This window comes from Mesoterricola sediminis, assembly GCF_030295425.1.
Lineage (GTDB): Bacteria > Acidobacteriota > Holophagae > Holophagales > Holophagaceae > Mesoterricola > Mesoterricola sediminis.
The window spans coordinates 514,405-527,762 of the sequence record NZ_AP027081.1 but is presented as its reverse complement, the minus strand read 5'-3'; the positions used below and the strand labels follow the sequence as shown (position 1 = coordinate 527,762).

The 13,358-nt window shown below is 68.1% G+C and carries 12 protein-coding genes; 6 read left to right on the top strand and 6 right to left on the bottom strand.

The genetic code is table 11. From position 1 onward, the window contains the following. Positions 1-19 precede the first annotated feature (19 nt). The 6 genes from R2J75_RS02385 to R2J75_RS02360 all read right to left on the bottom strand — a co-directional run bounded on the left by R2J75_RS02385 (position 20) and on the right by R2J75_RS02360 (position 6,014). A complete protein-coding gene (locus R2J75_RS02385) occupies positions 20-1,414 on the bottom strand; it encodes a cbb3-type cytochrome c oxidase subunit I (protein ID WP_243330664.1) in 1,395 nt (464 codons plus the stop codon). Continuing rightward, positions 1,414-3,213, bottom strand: a complete 1,800-nt coding sequence (locus R2J75_RS02380) for a c-type cytochrome (protein WP_243330666.1) — start codon at positions 3,211-3,213, stop codon at positions 1,414-1,416. Before R2J75_RS02380 ends, R2J75_RS02385 begins: the two co-directional genes overlap by 1 nt. 10 nt (positions 3,214-3,223) lie before the next feature. Beyond that, complete coding sequence (locus R2J75_RS02375; protein ID WP_243330675.1) at positions 3,224-4,516, bottom strand: cytochrome b N-terminal domain-containing protein; 1,293 nt, start codon at positions 4,514-4,516, stop codon at positions 3,224-3,226. After that, positions 4,513-5,004: a QcrA and Rieske domain-containing protein gene (locus R2J75_RS02370; protein ID WP_243330676.1), complete on the bottom strand. Its 492-nt coding sequence runs from the start codon at positions 5,002-5,004 to the stop codon at positions 4,513-4,515. The genes R2J75_RS02375 and R2J75_RS02370 overlap by 4 nt, the downstream gene beginning before the upstream one ends. Further along, positions 4,979-5,245, bottom strand: coding sequence for a hypothetical protein (locus R2J75_RS02365; RefSeq protein ID WP_243330678.1), 267 nt, complete (start codon positions 5,243-5,245; stop codon positions 4,979-4,981). The genes R2J75_RS02370 and R2J75_RS02365 overlap by 26 nt, the downstream gene beginning before the upstream one ends. A gap of 310 nt (positions 5,246-5,555) precedes the next feature. Beyond that, on the bottom strand, positions 5,556-6,014 hold the full coding sequence (locus tag R2J75_RS02360) for an RrF2 family transcriptional regulator (RefSeq protein ID WP_316410995.1): 459 nt from the start codon (positions 6,012-6,014) through the stop codon (positions 5,556-5,558). Between the two features lie 170 nt (positions 6,015-6,184). Here R2J75_RS02360 and R2J75_RS02355 point away from each other — a divergent pair, with 170 nt between their 5' ends. From R2J75_RS02355 to R2J75_RS02330, 6 genes are all read left to right on the top strand, one after another. Continuing rightward, positions 6,185-6,721: a hypothetical protein gene (locus R2J75_RS02355; protein WP_243330689.1), complete on the top strand. Its 537-nt coding sequence runs from the start codon at positions 6,185-6,187 to the stop codon at positions 6,719-6,721. A gap of 175 nt (positions 6,722-6,896) precedes the next feature. Next, positions 6,897-7,298 carry a hypothetical protein gene (locus R2J75_RS02350; protein WP_243330691.1) on the top strand — a complete coding sequence of 134 codons (402 nt, stop codon included), beginning with the start codon at positions 6,897-6,899 and terminating at the stop codon, positions 7,296-7,298. A 226-nt stretch (positions 7,299-7,524) separates the two neighbouring features. Next, positions 7,525-8,142 carry a hypothetical protein gene (locus tag R2J75_RS02345; RefSeq protein ID WP_316410994.1) on the top strand — a complete coding sequence of 206 codons (618 nt, stop codon included), beginning with the start codon at positions 7,525-7,527 and terminating at the stop codon, positions 8,140-8,142. Next, entirely contained in the window at positions 8,135-9,301 is a 1,167-nt protein-coding gene (locus tag R2J75_RS02340) for a cytochrome c biogenesis protein ResB (protein ID WP_243330696.1), read from the top strand. The genes R2J75_RS02345 and R2J75_RS02340 overlap by 8 nt, the downstream gene beginning before the upstream one ends. Further along, complete coding sequence (locus R2J75_RS02335; protein ID WP_243346178.1) at positions 9,298-11,055, top strand: cytochrome c biogenesis protein; 1,758 nt, start codon at positions 9,298-9,300, stop codon at positions 11,053-11,055. Before R2J75_RS02340 ends, R2J75_RS02335 begins: the two co-directional genes overlap by 4 nt. A gap of 194 nt (positions 11,056-11,249) precedes the next feature. Beyond that, positions 11,250-13,325 (top strand): S9 family peptidase, encoded by a 2,076-nt coding sequence (locus R2J75_RS02330; protein WP_316410993.1) that lies wholly within the window; start codon positions 11,250-11,252, stop codon positions 13,323-13,325. Positions 13,326-13,358 lie beyond the last annotated feature (33 nt).

The window sequence follows — 13,358 nt, the reverse complement described above, 5'->3', positions numbered from 1 at the left end:
GTTCGCTCCTTTCGGGCCGCTAGGCCGCAGCCTCGGTTTCGGGTCCCAGCGCGGTGGCCATGATGTTGTAGGCGAACATCACGATGCCGAGGAAGATCATCACGCCCGAGAAGAACCGCACGGTCCAGATGGGGCCCAGGGCCACCACGGTGTCGATGAAGGGGATGCTCACGTTGTTCCACTGCCAGCCCTGCCAGAAGCCGCCGAGCCAGAGGGTCACGAAGAAGCCGAGCCCGCCGACCATGATGAACCAGTAGCTCCAGTTGGCCAGGGCCTGGGAGAAGAGGTTCTTCCCGAAGATGCGGGGGGCGGCGTAGTAGGTGCCGGCGATGGCGAAGAAGCTGAAGGCGCCGAGCACCGCCATGTGGGCGTGGCCGGGGATCCAGTCCGTCTTGGAGACGATGGCGTTCACCGTGCGCAGGCTGTGCATGGGGCCCTGGAAGCAGGTGAGGAGGTAGAAGATGACGCCGGACATGAGGAACTTCAGCTCGACCTTGTCCCGCAGCTGGTGCCACTGGCCCTTCATGCTGACCAGGAGGTTGTAGACCACGGCCCACACGGGGATCAGCAGCATGAGACTGAAGGCGATGGCGATGGTCTGCAGCCACTGGCTGATGGGCCCGTGGAGCATGTGGTGGGCGCCGGTCCAGACGTAGACGAAGGCCAGGCTCCAGAAGCCGACCATGCTCAGCTTGTGGGAGTAGAGCGGGGTGTTGGAGACGCGGGGGATGAAGTAGTAGGCGATGCCCAGGCCCACCGGGGTGAAGATGAGGCCCACGGCGTTGTGGACGTACATCCAGTTCAGGTTGGCCTGGTTGACGCCGGTGGCGAGCAGGGTCGCGAAATTGCCCGTGAGGTAGACGAAGGCCGTCCAGAGCAGGCAGCCCATGATGTACCAGATGGAGACGTACATCGCCTCGTACTTGCGCTTGAAGACCGTCATCAGGACATTGCCCGTGAACATGAGCCACGCGATGACCACGAGGACGCTCAGGCTCATCTCCAGCTCGCCGTACTCGAAGCCCTTGTTGCGTCCCGCCAGCAGGCTGACGACGGCGCCCAGCACGATGATGTTCCAGAGGATGGCGTTGGCCAGGGCCAGCTTCTCGCTCCAGAGCTTCGTCCCGCAGAGCCGGGGCACGATGTAGTAGGTCAGGCCCATGTCGGCGCAGAGGAGCCAGCCGAAGAGCATGCCGTTCACGTGGAGGGGGCGCATGCGCCCGTAGGTCAGCCATGGGGTGGTGGCCATCAGCTCGGGCCACACGAACTTGGCGGCGATGATGATGGCGATGATGCCCACGATGAAAAAGTAGGCCACCGAGCTGACCATGAACCATTTGGCGGCGGTATCGGCGTGGACGAGCGCGCCCGGCGCCGAGGACCCGGCTTCTGCCTGGCTGTATTGTTCCTGCATTACTGGCCCCCCTTAGGTTTGGGATTGAGGTTCCGGATGAAATTGACCAGGTCGCCCACGTCGTTGTTCGTCAGGCCGTAGTCGATCCAGTTGGGCATGGCGGTCCCCTGGACGCCGTAGAGGATGGATTCGAAGAGCCGGCGGTCCTGGATGCCCGCCAGGAAGGCGGCATTGCGGAGGTTGCGCGGCTTGGGGAGGATGTCGAGGCTGTTGGGGCCCTTGCCGTCGCCCTTCTTGCCATGGCAGCCGGCGCAGCGGTTCACGAAGGTCGCCTGGCCCCGGGCGATGGATTCGGGGCTGGACGGCACCGGGTTCACCGCGGGCACGTCGTGGGGCTTGGGCTCGGTGCGGGGCTCCTTGACGAAGGTCGTCTGGATGTAGCCCAGCAGGTCCTTGGCCTTCTGCTCGTCCAGGAGCTTGCCCCAGGCGGGCATGGAGGTCCCGGGCACGCCCTCGCGGATGGACCCCACGAGGCGGGCCATGGGCTTGGAGCGCATGAAGGCGGCCTTGGTGAGGTCCCGGGGCGCGGGATCCAGGTGCTCGGCGATGGGGCCGAGGCCGTCGCCCTTCTCCCCGTGGCAGCGCACGCAGAGGGCCTTGAAGGTGGCCTCCGGCGTGGGCAGGGGCGGCGGGACCTTGAGGCCCGCCAGGTAGGCGGTCATGGCCTTGAACTCATCCTCGGTGAAGCGGAAGGCCGGCATGATGGAATCCGGCAGGTAGGCCTTCGGGTTCCGGAAGTGGCCCTCGATCCAGGTGGCGTCCTTGAGCAGCCCCTCGAAGGAGAGGTCCGGCGCGACTTGGCCGTCCCGGGCGCCCAGCTTGTGACAGGCGGTGCAGGCCCGGTCGACGACCAGCTGCTCGCCCTGCTTCACCATGGTGGCCGGCTGGATGGCCACCGGCTTGATGTGCGCCTGGACCAGCTCCGCGCCGCCGGTGGCCCGGATGCGGTAGCGGTCCATTTCCGTTTCGGAGAAGTTCTTGCCCTTGCGGCTCTTGAGGAAGATCACGAGGGCCTTGATGTCCTCGTCCTTGAGCATGTTGAACTTGGGCATGATCGACGTCGCCAGGATGCTCTTGGGATCCTTGATGCGGGCGTAGATGTAGTCGACCTTGAACTTCCGGCCGACCTCGGAGAGATCGGGGCCGATGGTGCCGTCGGAGAGGCCCTCGATGCGGTGGCAGCCGAAGCAGTTGCTGGCGTAGAAGAGGTCCATGCCGCGGCGGATCGTGGGCGTCCCCTTGAAGTCGGGGGAGGGGTGGCACTGGGCGCAGTTGGCCTCCATGTACTCCTTGCCCTTGAGCATGGGGCGGAAGTCCTTGCGCCAGTTCTCCTGGGTGGTGTAGCCCAGGAGGGGATCGGGCCAGAACTCGTCCTCGCCGTGGGCGTAGAAGGGCGAGAGGCCCCGGCCCTGGCCGTCATGGCAGACGGTGCAGCCGAACTCGTTGAACTTGTGGCGGCGCTCCCACTTGCCGTTCTTCTGGACGTCGCCCATGGCCGTGGAGTACGGATGGGTCTTCAGGGGGTGGGCGTAGGCGGCGAAGCGCGGATCGTCCACCGCCATGTGGCAGGTGATGCAGCGGTCGACCCGGGTCTCCCCGAAGTCGGCCACGACGGTCTGCTCCACCCGCGGCTTTCGCGCGTCCAGGGCCTGGCGCTCCGCGTCGGTCTTGGCCAGGCCGCGGGCCTGGTCGAAGTAGGCGATCTGGTGGCGCTCCCACCTGTGGGAGAACTGGTTGTAGAAGACGATCCCGTGGATCACCAGGATCAGGAAGGTTCCGATGGCGAGTGCGAATCTCATGGGTTGGACCTCACCAGGGCGTCACGAAGGCCCAGTTGGGACCCCGGAAGAACGTGCCGATGATCACGAAGATCACATTCGCCAGCACGAAGGACAGGAAGATGGTGTTGGCCAGCAGGCGATCCCGGCTGAACCACTTGCCGACGCCCTTGGGACCGCGGTCCAGGTAGGGGGTCGCCAGCAGGAGCATGACGAAGATGCCGGGCACCCCGATGCCGCCCCAGAAGGCCGAGTAGCTGACCATCTCCTGGAGGCCCAGGAAGTACCAGGGCGCCTTGGCGGGGTTGGGGGGATGCATGACGTTCACCGGTTCCTCGAGGGGCGCGTTGAAGAGCAGCGCCAGCACGAGGACCGCCGACAGGGTCAGGACGAACACGAAGAGCTCGGCCATGAAGAGGTGCGGCCAGCTGTAGACCGTGTTGTCGGGGATGTTGCCCACCTTCGTGAGCGGACCGCGCACCAGGCCCTGCAGCCCGTAGGTGCGGCGGGGCTCCAGCAGGACCGGCTTGGGGTCCGGCGTGCCGGCCGCCATCATCTCCATGGGCGGCGTGGGATCCGAGTCGGCGGGCCGGGAGAGGCCGCCGTCCTTGCGAATGCGCCAGAAGTGGATGGCGATCATGAGCGTGAGCACGGCGGGCAGCACGGCCACGTGGAGCACGTAGAAGCGCAGCAGCGCCTCCTGCCCCACGGTGGAGCCGCCCATCAGCAGGAACTGGATGTCCTTGCCCACCACCGGGGCGTAGCCCGCGATGGCGGTGCCCACCGTGATGGCCCAGAAGGCCAGCTGGTCCCACGGGAGCAGGTAGCCGGTGAAGCTCATGAAGAGGGTGAGCAGGAACAGGATGACGCCGACCACCCAGTTGAACTCGCGGGGCTTCTTGTACGAGCCCGTGAGGAACACGCGGCAGAGGTGGAGGAAGACGAAGGCCACCATGCCGTGGGCGCTCCAGCGGTGCATGTTCCGCAGGATGGTGCCGAAGGCCACCGTGCCCCGGAGGTCCAGCATCCGGTCGTAGGCCTGGGCCGTGCTGGGCACGTAGTAGAACATCAGCAGGATGCCCGTGGTCACCAGGATCATGAACAGGAAGAACGAGATCAGCCCCAGGCCCAGCGTGTAGGCGGGGCGGAGGGAGTTCCTGTGGACCTTCACCGGATGGATGTGGAGGAAGAAGTTGGTGAAGCTGGTGCTGGACCGCTCCAGGTCGTTGCCCGGGATCGGATTGCGGAAGATCGACTTCCACACGTTCCCGGGCAGCTCCTTGAGCGCCGTCACGATGGAGGGGTTGGCGTTGGCGCGGCTCATAGGGTCAGGTAGCTCCCGGATGCGACTTCGATGTCCTTGTCCACCTCGATCTCGCCGTTGGGGGCCAGCGCGATCTTGTACCAGGGAAGGGGCTTGGGCGCGGGCCCGCCGGTGACGGTGCCGTCGGGATCGAAGCGGGACCCGTGGCAGGGGCAGGCGAAGCCCGTGTCGGCCAGGCCCACGATGCAGCCGAGGTGGGTGCAGGTCGTGGAGATGGCCGCGATGCGGTTGCCCTCGCGGACGATGCAGATGCGGCGCGTGTCGAGGGAGATGCGGGTGCCGGGGGGGAAGTCCTCGGGCTTGCCGATGGAGAACCGCTGCGGCGCGCCGTAGGTGGCCCTCGGCTTGATGAAGACGAAGTTGGAGACGGCGCTCAGGATGCCCGAGCCCACCAGCCCGCCGCCGGTGATCCAGGCCAGCGCCCTGCGGCGCGAAATGGCGGTGCGCGTTCCGCCGTCGCCGCTACTTCTCTTGAGATTGACCGCCATCCGCAGCCTCCCTTGGTGATTGCCTTGTACTTTTGGCGTCCGACCAGAAGACCTGGTACTTCGCGTCCTCGATGTCCTTGAACCAGCCGCGCTTGACCGCCGCGACGAAGAACAGGGCGGCGCCCAGCCCCATGAGGAGACTGGCGGCGATGGTGACCCAGGTCAGTTCCATCGCGATGCGCTCGCGCCGCGGCCACAAGCCGCGAAAGGCGTGTCGATCTGCCCCGAAGGGGACCAGCACTTCATCCAGGACCTCGTTGATTGCGTGCGACTATCGTCGTGATTTCGTAGCTATTTCACAAGACACTTTTATCGCATTTGTGATGATTTTGGTAACATTTCATGCAAGCTGTTTGTATTCAACGAGTTCCAGATATAATTAGGACTTCCGGGTCCGTTGTATTCCGGACCACCGTCGGGATCCTGAGACCCAATCTCTCCCGTTTCCCAGGGCGCCAGGTCCGGCGGTCCCCGGGTGGATCCGGGCGCGCCACGGCCGCCCGGTCAACCGGGCGCATGGCCGCGCCCGGGCGCGGCGGCGGTGTCCCGCCTCAGGCCTGGAGGACCTCCCCGTGCACCTTCTGGTGGGCCACGATGTGGCCGTGGGGCCCCTCGGCGAGGGCGCCGAAGTGGATGCCGTCCAGGTGCCGCTCGAGGGCGAGGGTGGCGCCGGCCCACACGGACTGGACGGGGCAGCCCGCCGACAGGGGGCAGCCCTTGTGGCCGTCCACGCAGTGGTTCAGGGCGACCTCGCCCTCCATGGCCCGCACCACCTCCAGCAGGGAGATCTCGGAGGCCTTGCGGGCCAGGCGCAGACCCCCCGAGGAGCCGCGGGCCGAGGCCAGGATGCCCTTGGCGACCAGGGGCCGGATCAGGCGCCGAACGAAGGGCATGGGCAGGCTGCGCGACTGCGAGATCTCGGCGATGGAGACCTGGGTCCCCTCTTCCAGGCAGGCCAGATGCAGCACCACCCGCACGGCGTAATCGGTCTGTCGCGAGATCCCTAGCATGGCGGCCTCTGGTCCACGGTCCATGATGGCACACCCGGAGGGCCCGCCGGCCCGGGAAAGGCACGTTCCAGGTCACAAATGGGACGGCCGAGCCTTGTCCCCGCGGGGGCCTCTCCCCCAGAATGCCCAGAGCCCCCCGGCCGAGGATGGCCGGTCGCCTGGAGAACCCCGTGCCCGAGTCCGCGTCCCACCGGCAGTTCTGCCGCACCCACCTCCGCTTCGCCCTCCTCATGCTCATCGTCGCCCTGCTGGCCGGCATCTCCTTCCAGGAATCCGGGCGCAAGGTCCTGGTCACCGCCGAGGTCCCCGCGGGCGCGCACCTGGAGTTCATCCTCAGCCTGGCCCTCGTCCATGGCCACCTGGTCGTCATGGGCGTCCTGCTGCCCCTCGCCTTCACCTGGATGCTCCACCTGGCCGGCGTCCTCGGCCTGGGGACCGTCCCCCCCCGCGCGCTGGCCTGGGGCACCCGCCTCTACCTGCCCGGCGTCTGCCTGACCTCCCTGCTGATGCTGGTCAAGGGCTACCACCTGGTGCTGGGCGTCCGCCACGGCCACACGGACTTCGCCGCCCTGAACGCCAGCTTCCTGGGCGGCAGCCACGCCCTGCGGGTGGCCGCCTTCGGGTTCGCCCACGCCCTCATGGGCGGCGGCCTGGTGCTTCTGGCCTGGGCCTTCTGGAAGGCCCTCGGCAGCCGGCAAGCCGCCTGAAGCCCCGGACCCCTTGGAAAAAGAAGCCGCGCTTTCGACGTAGCCCAATAGATGCAAGGATCTATAATGGAGGAACTTCCCCACCCGGGGATGTTCCCTTGCGTCCAGGATGCGGCCGGGCCTTGTGCCTGGGCTGATGCTCGATTCCCTCTCCAACCCGAGCCCGAGGTCATCCATGAAGCTCCGCCACCTCTTCCTGATCTCCCTAGCCTCCCTGGCCCTTCGGGCGGAGTTGGCCCCCGAGGTGCAGGCCAAGATCATCAAGGCGATCGTGGCTTCCAGCGGCTCCAACAAGATCGCCTGCAGCGACGGGTCGCTGAAGGGCCCCCTCGAGGCCGCGGGCCTCGTGGTCGACAGCTCCGCCCCCATCGTCTACACCAACAGCCCCGCCGAGGCCCGCAACTTCAAGACCTTCGGGCGCCTCATCATCACCGAGAAGCGGGAGCTGGCCAACTTCGCCGCCGTCATCATCGTGGACGACGGGGGCCGGCCCAAGATCATGCTCAACACCACGAACCTCAAGACCGCCAAGGTCCAGCTCAGCGACGCCGTCCTGAAGATCGCCGAGAAGCTCTGATCCGGTAGGCCATTCGTTCGTTCGCGCCTTCCGCGCGCCCCCCCGCCCCGGTCCCCGCGACGCTCGCCGCGGGGGCCGGGGCGGAAAGCGGAGGGGAGGCCGGGTAACCCCCCTCTTTTCAGATCCGCCTCCCGGCCCTGCGTCACACATTCCGGACCCGCGATGGCGAAATCCCCCAGCCGGGTATAGTTGATTACGAGGTCTATCCCCTTTGACGAGGAACGCCATGCCCACTCCGACATCCCGCTTCCGCGCCGGCGCCACGTTGGCCGCCGCAGCGGTGGCCCTGGCCCTCCTGGCGGCCTGCAACAGAGACCAGGTCAGCCGTTCGACCCCGGCCCCGGCCCCGGGCGCCCCGCCCCAGGGCATGCCGCCCGCCGGCATGCCGTCCGGCATGGGCGGCGAGGTCCCGCCGCCCCCCGCGCCGACCCATCCCCTCAAGTGGGCCCTTCCCAAGGGCTGGACGGAGACGGGCGGCGGCGGCATGCGCTTCGCCACCCTCAACCCGCCGGGGCCCGGCAAGATCGAAGTGTCCGTGGTGAACCTGCCCGGCATGGCCGGCGGCGAACTGGCCAACGTGAACCGGTGGCGCGGCCAGATCGGCCTGGAGCCCCTGGACGAGAAGGCCCTCGCCGGCGCCCGCCGGACGGTGAAGAGCAAGGCCGGCGCCATCGCCGTCTTCGACTTCACCAGCCAGGGCGCCTCCCCGACGCGGATGATCGTCGGCTCCCTGACCACCGCCGACGGGAACACCTGGTTCCTGAAGCTGGTCGGCGACGCCCCCGCCGCCGAGAAGGCCCGCCCCGACTTCATGCGCTACCTGGAGAGCCTGCACCTTGATTAAAGACAAGCTTCTTCGCCTCTGGAACGGCCTGGCTTCGATGCAGGTCACCATCGTGTCCATGGTCCTCCTCATGGCCCTGGTCCTCCTCTGCACCCTGGCCCAGACGGACCTCGGCACCTTCGGGGCCGTGCACGTCTACATGCGCTCCTTCGTGGTCAAGCGCTGGTTCACCGGCATCCCCTTCCCCGTCCCGGTCTTCCCGGGCGGCGCCCTCGTGGGCCTGGTCCTCGTCCTGAACCTGACCGCCGCGCTGATCAAGCGCATCGACTTCAACTGGCACAAGGCCGGCATCTGGGTCGCTCACGCCGGCCTCATCCTGCTGGTGGCCGGCGAGTTCTCCACGGGCGCCTTCCAGGTGGAGACGAACATGTCCATCGAGGAGGGGCAGACCGTCAACTGGCTGGAGAGCCCCCGCGAGTTCGAACTGACCGTCACCGACGTCACCGACCCCGCCAGGCCCGAGGCCTACGGCATCCCCGAATCCCTCCTGAAGCAGGGCAAGGACCTGCCCCTGCCCGGCACGCCCCTGACGGTCCGGGTCAAGGCCTACTACCCCAATTCCACCCTCACCCGCCTCGGCCCCGGCGACGGCGCGCCCCTGGCCACCCAGGGCGTCGGCACCGGCATCAAGGTGGCCGAGGCCCCCCTCGCCGCCACCGAGACCGAGGTGAACCTCGTCTCCGCCGTGGTGGAGCCCCTGGCCGGGGGCCGCAGCTACGGCACCTGGCTGGCCTCCAACGGCATCGGCGCGCCCCAGAGCTTCATCGCCGACGGCCGCACCTACACCCTGGCCGTCCAGAACCGCCGCTGGTACCTGCCCTACAGCCTCACCCTCAAGAAGTTCAGCCACGACCTCTACCCCGGCACGAACATCCCCAAGAACTTCTCGAGCCTCGTCCACGTCTCCAACCCCTCCCGCAACGAGGAGCGGGACGTGCTCATCTACATGAACCAGCCCCTCCGCTACGAGGGACGCGCCTTCTACCAGGCCTCCTTCGGGAAGGGCGACAAGCTCTCCATCCTGCAGGTCGTCCAGAACCCCGGCTGGCTCATTCCCTACATCAGCTGCACCCTCATCACCTTGGGCCTCCTCATCCACTTCGGACTCACCCTGCGCCGCTCCATGAAGCGCCGCCAGGAACAGAAGGTGAACGCATGAACCTGAACCGCCTCGCCAAATGGCTCCCGGCCGTCCTCGCCCTGGCGGCCGCGATCTTCGCCATGCTTCCCCCCCGGCCCGTGCGCGGCATGGAGATCGAGAAGTTCTCCCGCATGCCCGTGCTGGAAGGCGGCCGCGTGAAGCCCCTCGACTCCGTGGCCCGCAACGCCCTCCTCGTCCTCCGCGGCAAGCAGAGCCTCCGCCACGAGGGCCGCACCGTGGGCGCCGACGAGTGGATCCTGGACGTCATGTTCCGGCCCGCCGTCGCCGACCAGCAGCCCGTCTTCGTCATCAACGACCCCGACGTCCTCGGCCTCATGGGCAAGGCCCAGAGCTCCGACCGCTACTACAGCTTCGCCACGATCGCGCCCCACCTGCAGGAGATCGCCCGCCAGGCCCAGACCGCCCACCAGGTGGAGGGCATCAAGCGCACCCGCTTCCAGAGCGCGGTGGTGAACCTGTACGACCGCCTCGAGCGCTACCACCGCCTCCGCAATTCCATCCAGCTCATGGACACGCCGGGCCTCTACATGGAGCTCAGCAACCTCCAGGGCCCCGAGGCGGCCGCCCGCCACCAGGCCCTCACCGAACTGGCCCTCTTCCGGCCCCTGCCCCCCCTGGCCGGCCAGAACCCCGACGCGTGGCTGAGCGTGGGCGAGGCCCTGGACCAGGCCGCCGCCGGCAGCATGCACCCCGGCCTGACGCCCCTCGCCCGGGCCGGCGCCGCCTACGTGCTCGGCGACGCCGCCAGCTTCAACGCCGCCACCGCCGACCTGTCCCACCTGGTGAGCAACGCCCGCCCCGACGCCCTCAGCAAGGCCGGCAGCGAGCTCCTCTTCAACCGGGTCGAACCCTTCTACCTGGGCATGATCGTCTACCTCCTGGCCCTGGGCGGGATCTTCTTCTCCTGGCTCGGCCGGCGTGAATTCTTCCAGGAAGGGGCCTTCTCCTTCCTGTGGGGCGCCGCCATCATCCACACCCTGGGCCTGGCCTCCCGCGTCATCCTGCAGGGTCGTCCGCCCGTCACCAACCTCTACTCCTCCGCCGTCTTCGTGGGCTGGGGCGCCGTGGTGCTGGGCATCATCCTCGAGCGGATGTACCGCAAGGGCTTCGCCACCGCCGTCTCGGCGGCCGCGGGCTTCGCCTCCCTGATCATCGCCCACCACCTGGCGATGGAGGGGGACACCATGGAGATGATGCGCGCCGTCCTCGACTCCAACTTCTGGCTCGCGACCCACGTGGTGACCATCACCATCGGCTACAGCGCCACCTTCCTGGCCGGCGCCATCGCCATCGCCTACACCCTCCGCAAGCTCTTCAGCCGCGAACAGGACCCCGCGACCACCCGCGTCCTCGTGGACATGACCTACGGGATCATCTGCTTCGCGCTCTTCTTCAGCTTCATCGGCACCGTCCTGGGCGGCATCTGGGCCGACCAGAGCTGGGGCCGCTTCTGGGGCTGGGATCCCAAGGAGAACGGCGCCCTGCTCATCGTGCTCTGGAACGCCGTCATCCTCCATTCGCGCTGGGCCGGCTACGCGCGGGAGAAGGGCATCATGGCCATGGCCATCTTCGGCAACATCATCACGAGCCTTTCCTGGTTCGGCGTGAACATGCTGGGCGTCGGCCTCCACAGCTACGGCTTCACGGACGCCGCCTTCTTCTGGCTGTTCACCTTCATCGGCAGCCAGCTGGTCCTCATCGGGCTCTGCATGCTCCCCGAGACCTTCAGCCTCCGGGGCAGCAAGGCCTGACCGCCGCGCCTCCCCGGCCCCCGAACCCCGGCCTCCGCGCCGGGGTTCGCCGTTCATGGGCCCCCCGCCCTGTTGCGGGCATCACAAGCCCGGGCCCCGGAGCGCGCCGCGCCCACCTTTCCCTTGATCGCGGCGGCGGCTTTCCGGAAGCTGGACCCATGCGGCCGCTCGGATCGGCCGCGCCGAGGTGTCCCGTGGTCGTGCGATCCTGCAGCCTTGCCCTTGTCCTCTGTGTCTCCGCCTCCGCCGCCGGCAAGCGGGGCTTCACCATCGAGGATCTCTACCGCCTGCGGGAGCCCGCCCATCCGGTGCTTTCCCCGGACGGGACCCGCCTCGTCTTCGAGGTGGCCACCCAGGACCTCCGCAAATCGACCCGCGCCACCCACCTCTGGATGGCCGACCTGAGGACCGGTTCCGTCCGCCAGATCACCTACGCGGGCGGCTGGAACGGCAGCGCGGCCTGGTCCCGGGACGGGCGCACCCTCACCTTCGTCAGCAACCGAGAGGAGGGCACCCAGCTCTGGTCCATGGACGCCTCCGGCGGCGAGCCCCGCCGCCTCACGTCCTTCGGCCCCGGCGTCGCCGCTCCCGAACTCATCCGGGACGGCAAGGCCGTCGTCTTCCAGGCCACCGTGTTCCCCGAGGCCCTGGCCGACGAGGCCCTCAACCAGGAGCTGTCGGAGCGGCTGGAGAAGGGTCCCGTGCAGGCCCACCTCGCCGATTCCCTCATGTACCGCCACTGGGCCGAGTGGCGCGACTGGCAGTACACCCACCTCTTCCTCCAGTCCCTGGAGGGCGGCAAGCCCGAGGCCCTCACCTCCGGCAAGGTGGACTACCCCGACTTCCGCCAGGCCTTCGCCGTCTCCCCCGACGGCCAGGAGCTCTGCGTGACCGCCAAGGACGTGGCCGATCCCGCCCGCGCCACCAACGACGACCTGTTCCTCATCCGCCTGGACGGCGACCGCAAGCCCGTGCGCCTCACGGGGGCCAACGCCGCCTACGACGGCGCTCCCGCCTATTCGCCCGATGGCCGCTACCTCGCCTACACCTTCCAGCGGATCCCCGGCTACGAGTCCGATCGCTTCCGCCTGGGCCTGTACGATCGGAAGACCGGCGCCTTCCGCGCCCTGACCGAGGGCCTGGACAACTGGGTCGAGGCCTTCCGCTGGGCCCCCGACGGCGCCTCCATCTGGTTCACCCTCCAGGAGAAGGGCCGCAACCCCCTCCTGAAGGTGGACGTGGCCACGGGCCGCGTCACCCGCATGCTCGAAGGCTGGACGGTCAAGGACTTCGTCCTGGCCCCCGACCAGAAGTCCGTCTACTTCGTGGCCAGCAGCATCGGGCGGCCCGCGGAAGTGTGGCGCTGGACCGTGGGCGCCAAGGCCCCCGTCGCCGTCACCGACCTCAACGGCGAGGCCATGCGGGACGTGGACGTGCGGCCTGCCGAGGAGATGTGGGTCAAGGGCGCGGACGGGACCCCCGTCCAGGTGTGGATCGTCAAGCCCCACGGCTTCGACCCCGCCCGCAAGTATCCCCTCGTCCTGAACGTGCACGGCGGACCCCAGATGATGTGGGCCGACACCTTCCGGGGCGACTGGCAGGTCTACCCCGGCGCCGGCTACGTGGTCGCCTTCCCCAACCCCCACGGCTCCACGGGCTTCGGCCAGGCCTACACCGCGGCCATCAGCAAGGACTGGAACGGCAAGGTCATGGAGGACATCGACAAGGTGGCCGACGCCCTGGCGGGCCTGCCCTACGTCGACGCCTCCCGCATGGGCGCCATGGGCTGGTCCTGGGGCGGCTACGCCATGATGTGGCTCGAGGGGCACTCCAAGCGCTTCAAGGCCCTGGCCGCCATGATGGGCGTGTACGACCTGCCCGCCATGCACGGGGCCACCGAGGAGCTCTGGTTCCCCGAGTGGGAGCTGGGCGGCACGCCCGCCTCCGCCCGGGAGGCCTATACCCGCATGAACCCGGCCGCCGCCGCCGGCGCCTTCAGCACCCCCTGCCTCGTCATCACCGGCGAGCGCGACTACCGCGTGCCCTACACCCAGAGCCTGGCCTTCTTCACCGACCTCCAGACCCGGGGCGTCCCCAGCCGTCTTCTGGTTTTCAAGAACGACGGGCACTGGCCTGACAAACTCAAGTCCATGCCCGCCTACTACAACGCCCATCTGGAGTGGTTCCACCGCTGGCTGGGAGGCGACCCGGCCCCCTGGAGCACCGAGGCCCTCGTCCGCAACCGGGTGTTCGGCGCCCCCAGGGACTGAGACTCAACATTCCATAAAAACGAGACCGCCGCT

Excerpts from the sequence above, each read along its gene's own strand:
- R2J75_RS02385 (WP_243330664.1), bottom strand. The coding sequence starts at position 1,414 with ATGCAGGAACAATACAGCCAGGCAGAAGCCGGGTCCTCGGCGCCGGGC.
- R2J75_RS02345 (WP_316410994.1), top strand. The coding sequence starts at position 7,525 with ATGCCCACTCCGACATCCCGCTTCCGCGCCGGCGCCACGTTGGCCGCC.
- R2J75_RS02375 (WP_243330675.1), bottom strand. The coding sequence starts at position 4,516 with ATGAGCCGCGCCAACGCCAACCCCTCCATCGTGACGGCGCTCAAGGAG.
- R2J75_RS02360 (WP_316410995.1), bottom strand. The coding sequence starts at position 6,014 with ATGCTAGGGATCTCGCGACAGACCGATTACGCCGTGCGGGTGGTGCTG.
- R2J75_RS02370 (WP_243330676.1), bottom strand. The coding sequence starts at position 5,004 with ATGGCGGTCAATCTCAAGAGAAGTAGCGGCGACGGCGGAACGCGCACC.
- R2J75_RS02335 (WP_243346178.1), top strand. The coding sequence starts at position 9,298 with ATGAACCTGAACCGCCTCGCCAAATGGCTCCCGGCCGTCCTCGCCCTG.
- R2J75_RS02380 (WP_243330666.1), bottom strand. The coding sequence starts at position 3,213 with ATGAGATTCGCACTCGCCATCGGAACCTTCCTGATCCTGGTGATCCAC.
- R2J75_RS02350 (WP_243330691.1), top strand. The coding sequence starts at position 6,897 with ATGAAGCTCCGCCACCTCTTCCTGATCTCCCTAGCCTCCCTGGCCCTT.